Origin of the sequence: Bacillus sp. AFS073361, assembly GCF_002567005.1 — a bacterium.
Taxonomy (GTDB): domain Bacteria; phylum Bacillota; class Bacilli; order Bacillales; family Cytobacillaceae; genus Neobacillus.
In genome coordinates, this window is record NZ_NUZU01000039.1 from 26,680 (window position 1) to 46,020 (window position 19,341).

A 19,341-nucleotide genomic window follows, 5' to 3' on the forward strand; every position below is an offset into this window, starting at 1 on the left:
ATTATGAAAAAATCAGAGTTCCCGCATGAACCGAAGAGAACTCTGTCTACCTATATATTAATCTGAGATTTTAACTACTGTTTTAAGGATATCCTTATTATGCTCTGCCGTTTCAATTCCGTGTTTCACATCTGCAAATTCAAAATGATTTGTGAAGATTGGAGTTGGATCAAAACGCTTGCTTGCGATTAAATCAATCGCTTTAGAGAAGGTGTCATATGTTCCTGCATAGGAGGAAACAATGGTTAATTCACGGCTGTAAATTTCAAATGGACTTACAGGAATTGTTACATCTGCAGGAGCTGCTCCAAAAACCAGTATTTTTCCGCCTTTTCTCACTAATTTAAACGTTTGCGCGTAAGTATAGGCAGAACCTACCGCTTCAATAACAACGTCAGCACCGCGTCCGTCTGTTAATCTTTTAACAGCTTCTATCGGGTCTTCTTCACCTGCATTGATAACATAATCAACACCAATATTTTTAGCTGATTCAATTCTCGCAGGATTTAGTTCGGAAAGGATTACTTTACTAGCACCTTTCAATTTTGCAAGTAAGGCATGAGCGATACCCATTGGACCTCCGCCAATAATCGCGACTGTTTCACCGTATTGGACATTAACTTTATCCTGACCGCTAATTGCACATGCTAATGGCTCAATATAGGCTCCATGGATCCAAGACATAGAATCTGGCAACTTATGAATATTACTCTCTGGAACTCTTACAAATTCGGCAAATGCTCCGTTAATGTGTACCCCTAATTGAGTTATTTTTTCACAATGCAATTTTTGGCCATGGCGGCAATAATAGCATGTACCACAGCTAATATTGATATCTGCAGTTACACGATCACCTGGCTGTACAAAGCTCACTTTAGAACCAACCTTTGTCACTTCACCGGAAAATTCATGACCTAAGATCAGTGGAAGTTTTGCTGGAAAACGACCTTCATAAATATGCGGATCAGTACCACATACTGCGGTATATTTTACTTTTATCAATACATCCTTATCCCCAAGTTCAGGAACAGGTACTTCTTCTAATCTTAAATCCTCTTTACCATATAACACGGCAGCTTTCATTACTTTTTGATCAAACCCAGCTTCCAAATTTTCATTGTTTACTACTGTATCTTGTGCCATCTTATTTTTCCTCCTTAAAAAGGTTTTTTAGGAAATTAATTGACTCTTCAGTGTATTGATCATAAAACTCATCACATCTAGTGCCATTAAAAGGATCGGCAAACGGAGGCAATAGCTCCATCGTTAAATAACCGCTATAATTAATATCACGTAACGCCTGAGCGATTGGCTCAAAATCGATATGACCGCGACCTGGTGCGGCTCGATTACTATCAGCGATGTGAAGGTGATATAATTTATCTCCAACCATTCTAATGGTGTCGGCAATATCGACTTCTTCAATATTCATATGATAGGTATCACCCATCACACCTACGCTTGGCAGATTTACACGATTGACCAGCTCAAGTGATTGCTCTAATCGATTGATTAAGTAGTTTTCATAGCGGTTCCATGCTTCTACTGTTAAACGAACCCCATGTTCTCCCGCATAAATACCAGCTTCCCGTATTCCTTCCTCAGCCCATTTTAATTCTGTTTCTCGATCTGCCTCTCCATAAATTTTCATACAAGCAGTTGGAGTGAGAGAGATTCCTTTTGCCCCGATTTTGCTGGCAAAATCAACGCAGCTTTTTAAATACTCGACTGCATTTCTTCTAATATTTTCTTTACTAGAAACTAAATCTCTTTCAGCGTTATAAATGGCACAAATAGTGGAAGCTTCAATATTATATTTTTCCAATAATCCTCTAATGCTGTCTGCATCCATTTGCTCTGGCTCGCCAACAAATTCTACACCGTCATAACCGTATTTAGCGAGTCTAGCAATACTAGTTTCAATATCTTCTCCTGCATATACTAGCGTGTTGTAAGAGTACTTAATCATTTGAACATCTCCTTATCACTATTTTGTCTATGTAACTTTCCTGGATTTCAGATTTTTTAAATAGTGGCCGCATATAAAAGCGGCCACTATTTCACTTTTTTTCTTGAAGTTTGTAATCTAGTTTTCTTACTGGTTAAGCGATGTTTATTTTGCTGCCTTTTGGATAACTTCTGGGGCATCCTGACGATAAGCCATTTTCCAAACCTTTAAGACGTTTTCCTTTGTAACTTTCATCGATGGAACAACATAGTATGGATCTAATTGTTTGCCAAGTAATGAATATCCGGCAACAAGAGCTTGCGCAGCTCCGTTTTCATATGGTAACTGTGCTCCAAGACCTTTTACGTTCCCTCCAGAAGCAATTTGAAGCGCCACATTCGTTCCTAAATCAACTGTAGTGATAACTAAATCATTTTTCCCTGCTGTACGAGCTGCAGCAAGTGTTCCTTCCGCTGGTACATCCCAAATCGCAAAAATTCCATCTAAATCTTTATTTTTTGTTAACATACCAGAGGCAACTTTTTCAGCATCGTTAGGAGTGATAATTCCACCATGGGCAACAATTTTAATTTTTGGATATTTTTCTTTAATGGTCTTCTCAAAAGCATCTTTACGCTGGTTATTTACAAAGAAATTAACATCGTGGAAAATGACACCGATCTTTCCTTTTCCTTTTAATTCATCACCCATAATTTCGCCGGCAAAGATACCGTTTCCATAATTATCTGATGAAACAACGCTTACATAATCTTTTCCTGCTTGAAAACCTTTTGGCACATTATCCATGAAGACTAGTTTTACGCCAGCTTCTGCTGCCTTTTTAAAAGCAGGAGCCGTAGCAACTGGATCAACGGGTAAAGCTACGATAACATCTGGCTTTTTAGCCATGATGGTTTCGATATCTGAAATTTGTTTTTCAGGCTTAAATTGTGCATCCGTAACGGCCACAACATCTATACCCATTTTTTCAAAAGTTTCTTTTACACCATTGATGATGGCAGTTGAAAAATCGTTTCCTGCATAGTGCATGGAAATAGCCGCTTTGAATTTACCCTCTTTAATTTTCTTTACATCCTCTTCAGATAATTGCAAAGTTGCTGCAGGTGTGGCTGTTTCTCCATTTGGACCTGTACTTAAAATTTTCTGATCGGTTGGTATTTCAGGGTTAATGGTAAGCGGATAAGTAATTTTTGCGGATTCTTCTTTTCCATTTTTTTGCTCACCTGAAGCAGTTGAACTTTGTTTTCCACACCCCATAAGCGCTAAACTACTGACTAAGAGTATCGTAATGATTAGTGAAGTAAGTTTTTTCATAGTAACCCCCAATAATAGATTTAGATAATAATAATGTTTTATTATTTAGCTGCCCCTTTGATAGACTTTGGTGCTTCTTGATGGTAAACAAGTTTCCATGCATCTAATACATTTTCTTTCGTTACATTTAACGCAGGAACAGCCACATAGGCAGGTGCTTCTTTACCAAGTAAGGAATAACCAGCTAAAACCGCTTCTGAAATTCCCTGGTCATATGGCAGCTGCGCACCTAGGCCTTTAATCAAACCGTTTGATGCAATGTCTAAGGCAACGTTTGTCCCTAAATCAATAGTTGTAATGACAAAATCTTTCTTTCCTGCCGTACGTGCTGCTGCTAAAGCACCTTCCGCTGGAACGTCCCAAACGACAAACATTCCATCAAGATCACGATTTTTGGTGAGCATTCCTGATGCTACCTTTTCTCCATCGTTAGGACCAATGATTCCGCCACGTTCCACGATTTTGATTTTTGGATATTTTTCCTTGATTGTTTTTTCAAAGGCTTCTGTACGCTGTTTTGTTACAAAGTAATCCGCATCATGATAGATAACACCGATTTTTCCTTTTTCACCAAGTTGTTTCGCCATGACCTCCGCTGCTTGAACACCATTTCCATAGTTGTCAGCAGAAACTACACTCACATAATCCTTGCCGGCTTCTAATCCGTTGGGTTTATTATCCATAAACACGACTTTTACTCCAGCATCTGCCGCTTTCTTAAAAGCGGATGCAGTTGAAACAGGATCTACTGGGATCCCAACAATAATATCTGGCTTTTTAGCTAAAACCGTTTCGATGTCTGATACTTGTTTTTCAGCTTTGAACTGGGCATCTGTTACGGCAACCACCTTAATTCCCATTTTTGCAAAGGTTGCTTTTAAGCCATTGATTTGTGCTGTTGCCCAGTCATTACCAGCATAGTGCATGACAATCGCCGCTGTGTATTTTCCTTCTTTAATCTTTTGTACTTCTTCTTCCGTCAGCTTCAATGTTTTTGCAGAAACGGCGGCTTCTCCACTCGGACCTTTACTTAAAATCTCTTGGTCTGGAATCTCTTGATTTATAGTGATTGGACCTGAACTAGCGGTTGTTTCTTCTGTTGTTGTGTTCTCTGTTTCTTTGCTACCGCTGCTAGTCGTGCTATCCTTGCCGCAGCCGACGAGTGCGATGCTAGTAATAAAAAGAATCATAGTGAAAATAGATAGTATCTTTTTCATAATTAGCCCCCTTTACGTGCTTTTTATTGATTAATCCTTTGAATAAAATACTCAAGCATTTGTACCGATTTTATGTATCACATCCTCTCTCGCTGTGTAACCGATTACATTTTTTCTGCTTTTTTGACTTTGAAGATGGAATAGACTTTTAAATAGATTAATTGGGCGAACCAGTTCCATTTAAACTCCCTGTATCCGCCCGGATTCTATTTTTCAATTAGGTTATTACTTACACCCAATTCCTTTTAACTTTTCTGTCAAATAATCAATGGATGTTTTTGCATACCAATCAGGATCTGCTTTTCTAGTACCAAATCCAATCTCCATTGAGAGGTAGCCCTTGTAATCGATTTCCTTTAATGCTTTTAATACGGAATCCCAATTTACCGTTCCTTGTCCAGGTGGTAAACGATCGTCATCCGAAATATGAACATGATGCAACTTATCTTTCATTTTATAAACATAATCACTCGGTACTTCATTACGATATAGGGCATGGAATGTATCAAACATCACTTTCACATTGGATTCACCTGATTCTTCTGCCAACTGCAGGGCATCATCTGCCGACTCAATTAAATTACAATCAGCAGCTTGAGGTTCAACTACTAGTGTGATTCCAAGGTCTTTCGCATATTTTGCCACATCTTGCAAACCTTCGCGGCTATATTTCCATGCTTCTTGTTTGTTCATACCAAAACCAAACCAGCCGGCAAGCCACATCACAGTTGGGCATTCCCAGTCATGCGCTAATCGAATGACTTCTTTGTAATGATTGATTGTAAATTCACGCTCTTCTTTCAAAGCTGAACTTGGATTTATTCCAGGTCCTCCTCCAGGAGCGGGAAGCATAGCAGCAACATTAAGTTTATTTCTTTGTAAATGCTGAAGAATTTCCTTACGTCTCTGCTTGGATAAATAATCAGGCCATGCATGCGGACTCGCACAACCGATTTCAATTCCATCATAACCAAATGCAGCAATTCGACTAATCACTTCTTCTAATGGATAAAATGGCAGCATGGATGGAAATGAATTATAAACCCAAGTATTAAATGAAAGTTTCATTTTATTGATCCTCCTCAAAAATTAAGTGCCAAAAGGTTTTATTATTTGTTACCGTTTATGCCCAAACAAACACAGCTTTCTCAGTCTTTCTTTCATCAAACATACGGAAAGCTGTTTCGGCTTCTTCCAATTTAAATTGGTGAGTAACCAACTTTTCTACTGGCAGATTCTTTCTTACAATAAACTCCGCAATCTCATCAAATTCTTGAATTGGGAAGTACCAAGAACCCATTACAGAAATCTGTTTTCGAATTAATTGCGCACTTGGTTTGATTGTTGTCTCTTTACTTTCGCCAATAAAAGCGACACGTCCATGTGCCCTCACGCAATCTAATGCATCATTTTCACCGTAAGGGCTTCCGGAACAATCAATTGCAGCATCTGCACCAAGACCCTTTGTAATACGAGCGATTTCTTCTTGAACATTCATTGTTTTACCATTGATGGTATAATCCGCACCCAATTCCTTCGCAAGCTCCAAGCGCTCATCCAGCATATCAACAGCAATAACGGTTGCTCCTAATCCTTTAGCGATCATCACACCAGCGCCGCCCATAGGTCCCATTCCAAAAATAACTAGGTAGTCTCTTCCTGAAATCCCTAATCTCTTTTGCGCGTGGTAAAGGGTTCCAACAGCGTCAGTTGAAACAGCGGCTGTTACGAAACTCATGCTATCTGGCAGTCTCATACAGTTTTCAGCTGGAACCACCATGTACTCTGCGTCACCGCCGTGAGAGTCAAAGCCGATACACTTAAACTCTTTGCAGAACATTTTGTAGCCGCTCTTGCAATGTGCACATTCACCACAGCCAAGAGCTAAGTAAACAGCAACTCGGTCACCCGCTTTGTAATTGGAAACGCCAGCTCCTACTTCTGTGATAACTCCTGCAGGTTCATGCCCTGGTACCGTGCATCCGCATTTTGTTCCTTCAAAAACGGAAGTTCCATAATATAAGCTCATATCGCTTCGGCAGATCGCTGATGCTTTTAACTGAACTAATACTTCCCCTTGCCCAGGCGTTGGAATTTCAACCTGGCGAATCTCTACCTTTTTATCTCCTGGAAAAAATACAGCATTCATTGTTGTCATTGTACTGTCTCCAATCATTCATCATTAATTTTGAAAAACAATTATCCTATCATATTTCCTTGAAATGAACTGCGGGAGGGAACAGCCCCTCCCTTTGTAAGCAAGAGAACCGGCCCCATGCTTCAAAAAAATTAAGCCCACCACATCTCGGTAATTTTCTCTTTGAAAATGGCCCCTTTTAAGAGAGTAATCGCTTTGCTTAGTCCCTCGTCGGTGGAAGCCAGCATATCCTCATGTTCAATGGAAACTACATAATCATATCCCACCGCTCTTAAGGCACTGATAATGTCTTTCCACATTTTTTCGTCCGAGCCGTATCCGACTGACCTAAATGTCCAAGAGCGGTCTAAAATTTGGCTATAATGCTTTGTATCTAAAACACCATTAATCTTAATATTTGCTTGATCTAAATAAGTGTCCTTCGCATGGAAATGGAAAATTGCGTTTTCCCTGCCAAGCTTTTTGATGGCCTCGACCGGGTCAATTCCTTGCCAAACAAGGTGGCTCGGATCAAAGTTTGCTCCAATGTTTTCTCCTGCATGTTCCCTTAACTTTAGTAAGGTTTCAGGATTATAAACGACAAAACCTGGATGCATTTCAAAAGCAATTTGCTGAATGCCATGCTCTTTCGCGAATTTCGCTTCCTCTTTCCAATAAGGAATAACCACTTCGTTCCATTGCCAGTTCAGCACTTCTAAATATTCCGGAGGCCATGAGCATGTAACCCAGTTTGGATTTTTTGCACTTTTATGATCACCCGGACAGCCGGAGAAGCCATTGATAACAGGCACTTCCAAAAGTTCTGCAAGTAATACTGTTTTTCGCCAAACGTCATGTGACTCTTGAGCAATATTTACATTTGGATGAAGCGGGTTACCGTGGCAGCTTAAGCCGCTGATCGTTATTCCCCTAGTTTCAAGCGCTCTCAGGAATGATTTTCTTTTTTCAGGAGATTCAAGCAATTCATCCGGATTACAGTGATGATTGCCGGGATAATTCCCTGTCCCCAATTCAACGGCCTCCACACCCATGGCTGAGAGTTTATCCAACATTTCTTCAAAAGGCAGGTTCTGATACAAGGGGGTAAATACACCTAATTTCACGCAAGTACCTCCTTGCTAGCCTGAACCTTCACCCATTTCTTCTGCTGGTTACTTTCTAAGATTGCGTCTGTGATACACATCGAAAGGTGTCCATCTGCAAATGTCGCAAAATTTGGCTTGTCTGTTTTCAGGCTTTTGCCATCGCAAACAAACGAGTAGAAATTCAACATCATATTTTTCAAAGCATCTGGCCAGCCTTCATTATGCCCTCCAGGATGATGAATAGCAGACCTTGCCTCCTGCGAAAACAACGCCGGATCCGCTAATAGAACTTCATTTGCTTTATCCCGGTGCCCAATCCATAGCTTCTCTGGTTCTTCCTGGTTCCAGAATATTGAAGCTTGACTTCCATTAATCTCAAAGCTCAATCTATTTTTCCGTCCCGCACTGACTTGAGATACAGTAAAGACTCCTCTAGATCCATCCTCAAACCGGACAAGAACAGATGCATAATCTTCTGTATTAATTGGTACATCTTCATATTTCATATCTTCCGCCGTCTTTGCCCCAAAAGTAGCTACGTTTCCTGTCGGTTTCTTTCTTACTGGAACAACAGTGGCTAAATCGGCAAAAACTTCGACAATCCTTTTGCCTGTTACAAATTGGACGGTATCACACCAATGGGAACCTATGTCCGCTACTGCGCGTGACTTTCCGCCTACTTCCGGCGCCAAACGCCAGTTGTAGTCTGTTTCATATAATAACCAGTCCTGCAAGTAGCTTCCGTGAACCAAGTTCACTTTCCCAAGATCACCTTCAGTGATTTTCGCTTTTAAGTTTTGTACACTCGCATGCTGTCTGTAATTAAAGTTCACCGCATGAATGACGCCTTGTTTTTCTGCTAACTCCAATAATTCTGCAGATTCATCACTGTTCATAGCCAGTGGTTTCTCTGAGACAACATGCTTTCCAGCTAAAATAATCTCTTTATTAATGGCAAAATGAAGATGATTTGGTGTGCAATTGTGCACGACCTGGATTTCGCTGTCTTTCAGCATTTCTCGGTAATCACCAAAGGCCTTCGGAATTCCAAGCTCAGCTGCCTTTTTTTCAGCCATTTCTTGACTGGTTTCCGCCAAACCAGCTACTTCTACAAAACCAAGCCTTCTGATGGCTTCTATGTGAGTCGGCCCGATAAATCCAGTACCGATGATACCAACTTTAATCTTCTCCACCTTTCTTCCTCCTGTTCAAAAGTTGATCGTGTTGTTCAAGGATGCAAATTGATAGACCTTATAGGGTCATTTTGCTTTTATTGAAAAGAATACAGCCGCTTTTATCATTAATTCCGCCAATTTCCGAGGAAATTCCGCCAGTTTTCTCATTAATTCCGTCAATTTCCGAGGGAATTCCGCAGAATTCTGCTATTATTCCGCGGAAACCTCTATTAAAAATTACCTCTTCATCGCTTTCTTACCGAATGCCACCGCTAGGATAATGATAATTCCTTTGATAATCATTTGCTGGCTGACATCAAGACCCATGATAATCAAACCATTATTGATCGTACCAATCATTAGGGAACCAACTATCGTTCCGATGATTGTTCCTACACCGCCAAACAAGCTTGTCCCACCAAGGATAACCGCAGCAATAACAGAAAGCTCATCCCCTTCACCGAAGGAAAAACGTCCGGCATTCATACGGCCCGCATAAAGGAGACCAGCTAAACCAGCCATTAAACCAGTTGCAAGGAATACCATTAGCTTTATCTTCATTGTCTTTACGCCAGAGAATCTTGCAGCATTTTCATTTCCGCCTGTTGCTAATACCTGACGGCCAAAGGATGTCTTACGAAGTAAGATATGGGCAATCACTGTAAATACTAGAGTCCAAATAAGTAAAACTGGAATTGGACCAATGTCCCCTGAACCAAAGATGAAATTGAAATTTGCGTCTACAATCGGAACTGGAGCAGTATCTGTAACCCACATCGCAGCACCTTTAATGGCTCCCATCGTTCCCAGTGTTACCAAGAAGGAAGGAATCGCTACTTTTGTTACAAGCAGACCATTGATTAATCCAACCACAAGACCTGTACCAACACCGCCGATAAGTCCACCAATGATGCCATAACCAGCTTGGATGGCTAATGCACCTACTAGAGAAGAAAGGGCAGCGATGGAACCGACAGAAAGGTCAATCTCCCCTGTACTAATAACAAATGTCATCGCTAACGCCATCAAAGATATCGTCGCAGTTTGTCTAACAATGTTTAATAAGTTACCTGAAGTTAAAAACCCTTCATCACTTAAGCTGATAGAAAAATAGATTAATACGCCCACGAAGGCAAAATAGACAATATAATTACGCCACTCGAATCCTTTCAACGCAGGAGTTGCTGGCTTTTGAATACTAGAAACCTTGGATTGCATATTGTAATTCCTCCTCTGATTTAATCTCCCTGCGGGTCATTTCCTTTTTGATTTTCCCATCATGCATAACGATCACACGGTCACTCAAAGCAAGCAGTTCTGGGAGCTCGGAGGAAACCACAAGGATCGCCTTGCCGTTTTCGGCCATAGCTCGAATAATTTCAACAATTTCCGTTTTTGCACCTATATCCACACCAATTGTTGGTTCATCCAACATCAAGACAGTAGGGTCGTTCGCCAGCCATTTGGCTAGAACAATTTTTTGCTGATTACCGCCCGATAACAACCCGGCCTTTTTAAAAATATTATCTGTTTTAATATTTAACTTCCTTACAAATTCATTACTAATCTCATTGGACTTCTTACTATCAATAAATGCTCCTTTTTTCACCTTCGAAAGTATTGGAAGAATCATATTATCCTTGACACTATGTTCAAGAACCAATCCTTGCATCCGGCGGTCCTCCGGAATCAGTGCAAGTCCGGCTTCTATCGCATTCTTTGGATTCTTAATGGATTGTTTTTGACCATTGATGTAGATGTCTCCACTCTTAATTGGGTCAATCCCAAAGAGATTTCGAAGTAATTCCGTCCGGCCGCTTCCCATTAACCCAGCAATTCCGACAATTTCACCCGGCTGAATTTTTAGATTAATATCTTGGACATGTTCAGCATTTAAGTTTCTTACTTCAAAAATCGGCGGCACGTCTGTTGCATAGAACCGTTCTTTCCACTCAAATGCTTGGTCAAATTGCATACCGACAATATGTGAAATAACAGTATCAAGATCGGTTTCACTGCATTTTTCTGTTGTGATATAACGGCCATCACGCATAATCGTGATTCGGTCACATATTTCAAAGATTTCATCCATCCGGTGAGAAATATAGATGATGGAATAACCTTTTGCTTTCAATTTGTTAATAAAACTAAAGAGTACTTCCGTTTCATTTTTGGTTAAGGACGAGGTTGGCTCATCCATAATCAGAATCTTTGCTTCTTGGGAAAGTGCTTTGGCAATTTCCGTCATCTGCCAGTAGCCAACCCCCAAATTTTGAACTACATCATTTGGTCTAATATCTACGCCTAATTCTTCTAGCAATTTTTCTGTTTTCTTCTCACAATCCTTATCATCGAGCAGCCCTAATGATGTTTTCTTTTCACGAGTAAGATAGATGTTTTGGGCGACGGTAAGGGTAGGAATTAAACTAAACTCTTGGAAAATCATCGATATATTATTCTTTTGAGCATCATCATAACTTTTAATGCTTACTGATTTTCCTTCAATTAAAATCTCGCCGCTGTCTGCGGAGTATACCCCTGTGAGGATTTTCATTAACGTCGATTTCCCGGCACCATTCCCCCCCATCAAGGCGTGAACTTCACCTTTTTTGACGGAAAAATGAACATCATTTAAAACGGTAATCCCATTAAAAGCTTTATTAATACCTCTCATTTCGAGAATCGGCTGTTCCATCCAAGTCCACCTTCTTTTTATGTTAGAGGCTGCTTTCAAAAGCAGCCCCTATCCTTTTTTTAAAATTATTTCATCGCATTTTTTACTGTGTCAGGAGCGTCTGTTCCGTAGATTAACTTCCATTCATCTAATACATTTTCTTTCGTAACTTTGATGGATGGTGAAGCGACATACGCTGGTGCTTCTTTTCCTAATAAGGCATAGCCGGCAAGGATTGCTTGAGCTACACCTTGGTCATATGGGAGCTGTGCTCCAAGACCTTTAACAATTCCATCTTGTGCAATGGAGATGGCTACGTTTGTGCCTAAGTCAACTGTTGTAACAACTAGATCATCCCTGCCAGCAGTTCTTGCCGCAGCCATAACACCTTCAGCTGGTACATCCCATGGAGCGAAGATACCATCAATATCATGGTGTCTTGTCAACATAGCAGATGCTACTTCTTCTGCCTGATTTGGACCAGTAATCCCACTTTTTGCGACAATCTCAATATTTGGATACTTTTCTTTGATTCTTTTTTCAAAAGCATCAGAACGGTTTTTGGTAACAAAGAAGTTTACATCGTGATACACAATGCCGACTTTACCCTTTCCGCCAAGTTTTTCAGCCATAATGTCTGCTGCGGTTGCTCCGTTACCCATGTTGTCACCAGACACAATACTGATGTAATCTTTCCCTGCAACTAAACCTTGTGCAGCACCATCCATGAATACTAACTTTACGCCTTGGGCAACAGCCTTTTTATAAGCTGGTGCGGTAGATACGGCATCAACTGGAACAGAAATCATAATGTCCGGCTTTTTCGCTAAAACGGTTTCGATATCATTTACTTGCTTTTCCGCTTTGAACTGTGCATCTGTTACAGCAACGATCTTGATGCCCATCTTCTTAAATGTATCCTTCATCGCACCAACTGCGGCATTCATATAGTCAGTACCAGAGTAGTGCATAACAATCGCCGCTTTATATTTACCTTCTTTAATCTTCTTTAGCTCATCTTCCGTAAGCTGCAATGTCTTAGCTGAAACGGCCTGTTCTCCGTTCGGCCCTTTATCTTGTACCACTAAATCAGGAATCTTTGGATTGATCGTTAATGGACCTGAAGCTGTTTCTGAGTAGTTTTCATTCTTCTCCGTGCTCGCTTGTTCAGATGTAGATTTTTTTCCGCCACATCCTGCAAGAAAAACACTTAAAACAAGTAACAGTAAAACTGTAAAAGAAAAACTCTTTTTCATTTAATTACCCCCACTATAGTAGTTATTTAGTTGAAGCTCTTTATTTGTCGGTACCACCTTACAATCTATAAGTGTGGCACCACCCCCTTTTCATAAATGTAAGCTTAATAGAATATTACTAGTAATGGATTACATTCATTTAAGTTATAAAACCAGGCTTCTATGGGCTTCAAAAAATGTAATAGATTACATTTTTTTCTAAAAATTTTTCACATACTGCTGACAAGACTGTCTTACAATCAACTGGTTAGCTAAAAACATTTGCTCGTGTTTGATTTCCTCTTTGTTGATGAGCTTCAATAGTACTTCCGCCACTTTCTCACCAATTTCAAACGCGGGCTGGGCAATCGTTGTCAGACCTGGTTCGAATATGGACGAGAATTTCAGATTATCAAAACCGAGAACCGAAATATCCTCTGGCACCTTAAGTCCCTTAGATTTAATGGCTTTAATGACTCCCATTGCCATTTCATCATTGGCAGCGAAAATCGCAGATGGGAGTTGACCAATGGCAAAAAACTTCATCATAAGGTTAAAACCGCTTTCAAAAGAGAAATCACCTTCCTGGACTAACACAGGATCCACGATAAGGTTGTTGCTTGACATTGCTTGATAAAATCCTTTGAGACGGTCTCGGTTCAAGACACTATTGAGAGGTCCAATAATGCAGCCAATTCTTTCGTGTCCCAAATCGATTAAATATTCCGTTGCATTTCTGGCACCGCTTATGTTATCAATCGAAACAGTTGTGATGTTGGAACCTTCCATATACTCACACGCAAGGACCAACGGAAATTTTTGGGCCGCCTCTTCAACGGTTGCTGCATCCGTTTGGGCAGTTAATAAAGCGATTCCATCTGCTTTTTTTTGATGCAAAAGGTTTAAAAACCACTTTTCTCTTTCCAGATCATTGTCTGTATCGCCGAGTATAACTTGATATCCATTTGTAACCGCTACTGCTTCAATTCCCCTAAACACTTTTGAAAAAAACGGATTTGTAATGTCAGGCACAACAACTAGAATGGTTTTAGCAGAAACTATTTCCTTCTTTGCTAACATCTACAATCCCTACCATCTTTGTAATTTGTCCTTTCTTGTTTCTATATTTGAATTGTAATCGATTACAAAATTGTCGTCTAATCATCTTCCGACAAGGTTTTTTTTCAACTGAAATCGTTTTCTATCCTTTTAGACACAATCATCGTTCATTCGAACAATAAAATCATAAATTTTAAAAAAAAACAAAAAAATTGAGGTCCGAGTTTATCGGACCTCACAACGATTTATTTTTTTGTAATTCTGCTAACTTATTCTTGGAAACTTTTGCTGTCTCCTCATAATTTTTAAAATATGCTTTGTACGTTTGCCCTGTCGTTTCAATCCTCTTTAAATATTGCAAATTAATAATATAGGAACGATGGGAGGCTACAAAACGGGAATCAAGGAGTTCTTCAAGATTCGTTAGCGCCTCATTTACCTCTACTTTTTGATCAATTGTATGGATGACGGCCTTTCGGTCCGCGCGTTCAATAAAAATAATGTCGTCTAACGGGATAAAAGAAAACTGATTGGACTGTTTAACCATTAAATCCTTCTTAACGGTTGGGCGCTCGCTTTCTGCTGGAGTCTTAGCAAGTGCAGCTGCTCGTCCTAACGCTGCATAAAGACGGTCACGGTCAATGGGTTTGACAATGTAATCGATTGCATTTACACTAAAGGCTTCTAAGGCAAACTCATCATGCCCGGTGATAAAGATAACTTGCAATGACGGAACTACTTTTTTACAAGATTTCACCGCTTCCATCCCATTCAACAATGGCATATTAATATCTACCAAAATGATGTCTGGCTTTTCTATCGTCACCTTGCAAATTAAATCCTCACCATTAACGGCTTCTCCAACCATTTCATAACTCTGCAAAGGTTTAATGAGATGCTTCAATAGTTTTCTCGATGGTGCATGGTCCTCTGCAATTAAAACTCTCAAAAGATCACCTCATATTAAAAGCTTCTATTTAAGTGGAACATTAATATAAAAATTAATAGCTAACAAATTACTATTTGAAATCGCTGTCAAACTAACTACTCTCAGTATAAGGCAGTTTAAGCAGGATAGGAAGTATTTTATGATTAAATAGGTATGGTGGTTTTTTGCAGTTTTAAAGAAGAATTACCGTGGACTATACTAAAGCTATGGCTTCAGGAAAATCCATGACTATTCTTTCGGAAGGCAGGGTATAACAATGGAAATCACCCCTAACGAAAATTTATATAAAGAAGTTTTACAAACCATGTCTGAATGCGTCATTATTCATAAAAAGTCGGGAAGAATCATTGCGCTTAATGAAAATGTTGAAAAAGTACTTGGTATTAAATCCGATTTATTAACGGAAGCAAATGTAAGCAAATTAGATTATGTAAAAGAAGACGGATCCTCCCTGCCCTATTCAGAATTACCTGGAATCATCACCCTCGAACAGGGGATTCCTTTCCATGATTATGTCTTGGGAGTAAGCGATCGAAATAATGGGACTAAATGGCTTTCCATTACTTCAAAACCACTTAAATTACATAATGACGGGGAACAAGCCGCACTAGTGACCATATCGGATATTACCGAACGAAAAAAGATGGAACAAACAATCATTCAGGCTAAAGAAGCGGCGGAAAAAGCAAACCTAACCAAATCAGACTTTCTTTCCAAAATGAGTCATGAACTCCGGACCCCTTTGAACGGAATCCTTGGTTTTGCCCAGCTATTAGAAATAGATGAAACCCTAAATGAGGAGCAGCAGGACTTTGTCCAAGAGATCTTAAGCGGAGGGAAGCATCTATTAAGCTTAATTAATGATATTTTAGATTTATCCAGAATCGATACGGGCCAATTAAAAGTTTCAATTGAAGAGGTAGATCTGCTGACCATTATCAATGAATGTATCCATATCGTGCTGCCGCTTGCCATGAAAAAAGGAATTACAATTCATAATCAAATGGACCATTCGGAAACCGTAACCGTTCTTGCCGATCCGATTCGCCTGAAACAAATCCTTCTTAATCTTCTCGATAATGCCATCAAATATAACCGGGAAGACGGCAAAGTCATGATTTTCTCTTATATGAAACAAAACGAGGCTGTTATTCATATCGCGGATACAGGAGTCGGGCTTTCAGTGGAAGAATATCAGAAAGTGTTTGTCCCATTCTATCGGATTGAAGGGACACAAGAGGAAGGTACGGGCATTGGATTGTCTTTAGTAAAGCAACTTGTCCAACTTATGAGTGGAAAAATTAGTGTAACGAGCCAAAAAGGAATCGGCAGCGATTTTCGCTTTAGCCTCCCCCTTCCCCATGATTTAACGACCGCGATGAAATGGGGGGAAGAAGTGATGGATTTACCAACAAAGAATCCTGAGTCAGATCACTATGGTTTGCTATATGTGGAAGATAATGAATCTAACTTACACCTTGTGAAGAACATCCTGAAATCCCAGCCATCCTATACGATCTTAACTGCTCGTTCCGGAAAAGAAGGATTAGCACTGGCTAGGACTGAAAAAGTAGATTTAATTCTACTAGATCTTAACCTCCCAGATATGCATGGCTATGAGGTGTTTGACCTTATAAAACAGGATGAAGACACGAAGGATATAGCGATTATTGCTGTCAGTGCCAATGCCATGCCTCAGGACATCCAGCAGACATTAGGCAAGGGGTTTGATAATTATCTGACAAAACCTATTAATGTAAAGGAGTTCTTAACAACTATTTACGAAACTTTAACTAGTACAATTAATCAAAATATACCCGAACATAAAATTTTAAGTACCGGACCAAATGGAGAGGAAGCGGTATCTGCCAAGACATTGCAGTTGTCTATGAAAGATTTAAAAAAGCTAAGAGAAAAGAACTATACAGCTGCTATTGCCATGCACTATACCGGGAATAATTGGGCAAGAGCACAAATTGAAGGATTGAAGACAACTTTTAATAAAATGGGGATTAGGGTCGTGGCTGTAACTGATGCCGAACTGAACTGGGAAAAGCAAGTTGCAGACATTCAAGAGATATTAGCAAAAAAACCGGATATTATTGTTAGTCTTCCAATCGATCCGTTATCAACTGCGGGTGCCTTTCAAACCGCAGCTCAATCAGGTGTGAAGCTGGTTTTTATGGACAATACACCATACGGGTTGGAAGCGGGTAAGGATTATGTAAGCGTCGTTTCAGCCGACAATTATGGAAACGGGTCTTATGCAGCCGACATTATGGCAGAGAAAATAGGTTTTAAAGGCAAGATTGGGGTCATATACTACGATGCTGATTTTTTTGTAACGAAACAAAGATTAATGGCTTTTGAAAAAACGATTAGAGAAAGTTATCCTGACATTCAAATCGTAGTCCGCAGCGGTTTCACTAGTCCGAATGATGGGAAAGAGCTTACAGACGCTATGATTTCTCAACACCTCGACTTGAAGGGAATCTTTGTTGTATGGGATTTGGTAGCGGAAGGTGCTATGGACTCAGCCCGTGCCCTAGGAAAACATGATTTAGTTATTACGACAATCGATTTGAGTACCAATACCGCTATAGAAATTGCTAAAGATGAACTTATCAAGGGCTCGGGTTCGCAGATGCCTTACCATCAAGGAGTGGCCGAGGCGATCCTGGCCGGTTATGCACTGCTCGGCAAACCAGCACCGGCTTATGTAGCTGTACCGGCACTAAAAGTAACGAAAGAAACTCTCCTTGAGGCATGGAAACTTGTGTATAACCAAGATCCCTCAGAATTAAATGGGTACTTAAATATTCTTTGATGACCGTGATATAAACAGGGAATGAGTATGCTAATTCATCGTTACACCTCTTTCCCTAATTTTTTTCTGTATAGTTTAAACTGTGATGAGGAAAGCCCATTCGATGAAAGAATATCTGATATTCCAATGTTTTTTTCATTATCCTTTTTCTAATTAACTCATTAATTGATATGATTCTTTTAAAAGAACTAAAAACTCTTGATTTAGTTCGTCTTCACTATGAAATCTAAAGTTATTGTGAAATCTGTTTTTTGAAACTTGTTCAATTTTAGTAATCTTCTCGTGTTCAATTTGATGGTTTGTTACTAAATTAAAATCTAACCATTTCTTTTTTGGATGAACTCCTCCGAAGGCAGATTTATTCAAAAGATGTATAGAAGTCTTTTTAAACTCAATTTCAAAAGGTCCAATTTCTTTCAATAAATCGAGTATTTTTGAATATATTTCATAAACATTAGATTCCTTATTTGAGAATAATTCATCTTCTGACATATCACCATCTCCTAGTAGAAGTATAATGGAAACATGTAGTTTTAGTTAAGGAGGGTTGATAAAGTTGGGGGAATTTCTAAATTTTTCATATCAGGGTTTTAGGTACAAACTTTATGTTCCGAGCGAATATCAAGCGGAAAAAGATACTCCTTTGATGGTGATGCTTCATGGATGTGAACAAGATCCGGATGATTTTGCTGCTGGAACAAATATGAACGAGCTTGCTGAAAAAGAAAACTTTCTCGTACTCTATCCTGACATGAATCACCTGTTTAATCCTTCGAATCCGGCTGCTTATAACCCTTTTGGCTGCTGGAACTGGTTTTTGGATAAAAATCAGCACCGTGGAGAGGGACATCCCAAGTTAATTAATGCGATCATTAATCAGATTAAAGGTACATACCGCATTGATTCAAGTAAGGTGTACGCAGTTGGTTTATCTGCAGGTGCGGCACTTGCTTGCATTCTTGGAGTTACCTATCCAGATGTATTTAGCGGTATCGGAGTGTGTGCGGGACTTCCCTATGATGCTGCGAATGTATTTTTTCTAACCGATCCAATGGCTAAGGCTGCTAAAGAAAGCATGCAAAAAGGCGTTTCTGACCCCTATGCATGTGGTAACAGCGCCTTTCAGGAAATGGGAAAGTTCAAGAAGAAAATGCCTGTTATTGTTTTCCATGGTATCTGCGATACAGTTGTACATCCCATTAATGGACAACAGGTTATCATACAGTGGGCACAAACTAATTTTCTTGTAGAAGGTGGTAGTGGAAGAGCTGATATTACACCTCACCAGGTCAAATCAGACCTTATCAATGGAAAAAGTTGTACTAAACATGTATACAGTGATGGGGGCGGTGAACTTTTAATGGAACTATGGATAATCGATCAAATGGGGCACGCATGGTCTGGCGGGAGCTTAAATGGTTCATATACCGACCCATTAGGGCCAAATGCAACAGAAATCATTTGGAATTTTTTCACCAAACACCATCAGCACACTGTTGATAATCTGGTCGAAACACCTAAAAAGAACTTTTTTCGTGACCTTTTTACAAAGCTTTTTAAGAAAAGAGGATAAAACTATTCATCTTATTCTCTTAAGTCCACCTACTCCAACCACATCCTCGAATGCCACCCGATTAAACTCGCAAGGCTTTACTGCTTCACGAAGTTGATGAGTAATT

Annotated in this window: 17 protein-coding genes; 2 read left to right on the forward strand and 15 right to left on the reverse strand. The window is 39.7% G+C overall.

Going from position 1 to position 19,341, the window contains the following annotated elements; translation table 11 throughout:
* Window positions 1-57: 57 nt before the first annotated feature.
* The 14 genes from COJ96_RS20565 to COJ96_RS20625 form a co-directional block, all read right to left on the reverse strand.
* Window positions 58-1,143: a zinc-dependent alcohol dehydrogenase gene (locus COJ96_RS20565; protein ID WP_098575665.1), complete on the reverse strand. Its 1,086-nt coding sequence runs from the start codon at window positions 1,141-1,143 to the stop codon at window positions 58-60.
* Between the two features lies 1 nt (window position 1,144).
* Window positions 1,145-1,969 carry a sugar phosphate isomerase/epimerase family protein gene (locus tag COJ96_RS20570; protein ID WP_098575666.1) on the reverse strand — a complete coding sequence of 275 codons (825 nt, stop codon included), beginning with the start codon at window positions 1,967-1,969 and terminating at the stop codon, window positions 1,145-1,147.
* A gap of 144 nt (window positions 1,970-2,113) precedes the next feature.
* Window positions 2,114-3,283 carry a substrate-binding domain-containing protein gene (locus tag COJ96_RS20575; protein WP_098575667.1) on the reverse strand — a complete coding sequence of 390 codons (1,170 nt, stop codon included), beginning with the start codon at window positions 3,281-3,283 and terminating at the stop codon, window positions 2,114-2,116.
* 41 nt (window positions 3,284-3,324) lie between these two features.
* The gene (locus tag COJ96_RS20580; protein WP_098575668.1) at window positions 3,325-4,500 is read right to left on the reverse strand and encodes a substrate-binding domain-containing protein; all 1,176 of its coding nucleotides are present in this window, start codon (window positions 4,498-4,500) and stop codon (window positions 3,325-3,327) included.
* 51 nt (window positions 4,501-4,551) lie between these two features.
* Window positions 4,552-4,680: a hypothetical protein gene (locus COJ96_RS29350; protein WP_257148577.1), complete on the reverse strand. Its 129-nt coding sequence runs from the start codon at window positions 4,678-4,680 to the stop codon at window positions 4,552-4,554.
* Between the two features lie 45 nt (window positions 4,681-4,725).
* Window positions 4,726-5,568 carry a sugar phosphate isomerase/epimerase family protein gene (locus COJ96_RS20585; RefSeq protein WP_098575669.1) on the reverse strand — a complete coding sequence of 281 codons (843 nt, stop codon included), beginning with the start codon at window positions 5,566-5,568 and terminating at the stop codon, window positions 4,726-4,728.
* 55 nt (window positions 5,569-5,623) lie between these two features.
* A complete protein-coding gene (locus COJ96_RS20590) occupies window positions 5,624-6,658 on the reverse strand; it encodes a zinc-dependent alcohol dehydrogenase family protein (RefSeq protein ID WP_257148578.1) in 1,035 nt (344 codons plus the stop codon).
* Between the two features lie 131 nt (window positions 6,659-6,789).
* A complete protein-coding gene (locus tag COJ96_RS20595) occupies window positions 6,790-7,761 on the reverse strand; it encodes a sugar phosphate isomerase/epimerase family protein (protein ID WP_098575670.1) in 972 nt (323 codons plus the stop codon).
* Window positions 7,758-8,936, reverse strand: coding sequence for a Gfo/Idh/MocA family protein (locus COJ96_RS20600; protein ID WP_098575671.1), 1,179 nt, complete (start codon window positions 8,934-8,936; stop codon window positions 7,758-7,760). Before COJ96_RS20600 ends, COJ96_RS20595 begins: the two co-directional genes overlap by 4 nt.
* Before the next feature lie 219 nt (window positions 8,937-9,155).
* On the reverse strand, window positions 9,156-10,136 hold the full coding sequence (locus tag COJ96_RS20605) for an ABC transporter permease (protein WP_098575672.1): 981 nt from the start codon (window positions 10,134-10,136) through the stop codon (window positions 9,156-9,158).
* A complete protein-coding gene (locus tag COJ96_RS20610) occupies window positions 10,117-11,613 on the reverse strand; it encodes a sugar ABC transporter ATP-binding protein (protein ID WP_098575673.1) in 1,497 nt (498 codons plus the stop codon). The genes COJ96_RS20605 and COJ96_RS20610 overlap by 20 nt, the downstream gene beginning before the upstream one ends.
* Window positions 11,614-11,678: 65 nt before the next feature.
* Window positions 11,679-12,848, reverse strand: a complete 1,170-nt coding sequence (locus COJ96_RS20615) for a substrate-binding domain-containing protein (protein WP_098575674.1) — start codon at window positions 12,846-12,848, stop codon at window positions 11,679-11,681.
* Between the two features lie 198 nt (window positions 12,849-13,046).
* Window positions 13,047-13,907: a substrate-binding domain-containing protein gene (locus COJ96_RS20620; RefSeq protein ID WP_098575675.1), complete on the reverse strand. Its 861-nt coding sequence runs from the start codon at window positions 13,905-13,907 to the stop codon at window positions 13,047-13,049.
* A gap of 214 nt (window positions 13,908-14,121) precedes the next feature.
* Window positions 14,122-14,835 carry a LytR/AlgR family response regulator transcription factor gene (locus COJ96_RS20625; RefSeq protein ID WP_098575676.1) on the reverse strand — a complete coding sequence of 238 codons (714 nt, stop codon included), beginning with the start codon at window positions 14,833-14,835 and terminating at the stop codon, window positions 14,122-14,124.
* Window positions 14,836-15,091: 256 nt separating this feature from the next.
* Here COJ96_RS20625 and COJ96_RS20630 point away from each other — a divergent pair, with 256 nt between their 5' ends.
* Complete coding sequence (locus COJ96_RS20630; protein WP_098575677.1) at window positions 15,092-17,662, forward strand: substrate-binding domain-containing protein; 2,571 nt, start codon at window positions 15,092-15,094, stop codon at window positions 17,660-17,662.
* A 153-nt stretch (window positions 17,663-17,815) separates the two neighbouring features.
* Here the strand turns inward: COJ96_RS20630 and COJ96_RS20635 are convergent, their stop codons facing one another.
* Window positions 17,816-18,154: a DUF5655 domain-containing protein gene (locus COJ96_RS20635; RefSeq protein WP_098575678.1), complete on the reverse strand. Its 339-nt coding sequence runs from the start codon at window positions 18,152-18,154 to the stop codon at window positions 17,816-17,818.
* A 64-nt stretch (window positions 18,155-18,218) separates the two neighbouring features.
* Between COJ96_RS20635 and COJ96_RS20640 the strand changes: the two genes are divergently transcribed.
* Window positions 18,219-19,235, forward strand: coding sequence for an extracellular catalytic domain type 1 short-chain-length polyhydroxyalkanoate depolymerase (locus tag COJ96_RS20640; protein WP_180230202.1), 1,017 nt, complete (start codon window positions 18,219-18,221; stop codon window positions 19,233-19,235).
* Window positions 19,236-19,341 lie beyond the last annotated feature (106 nt).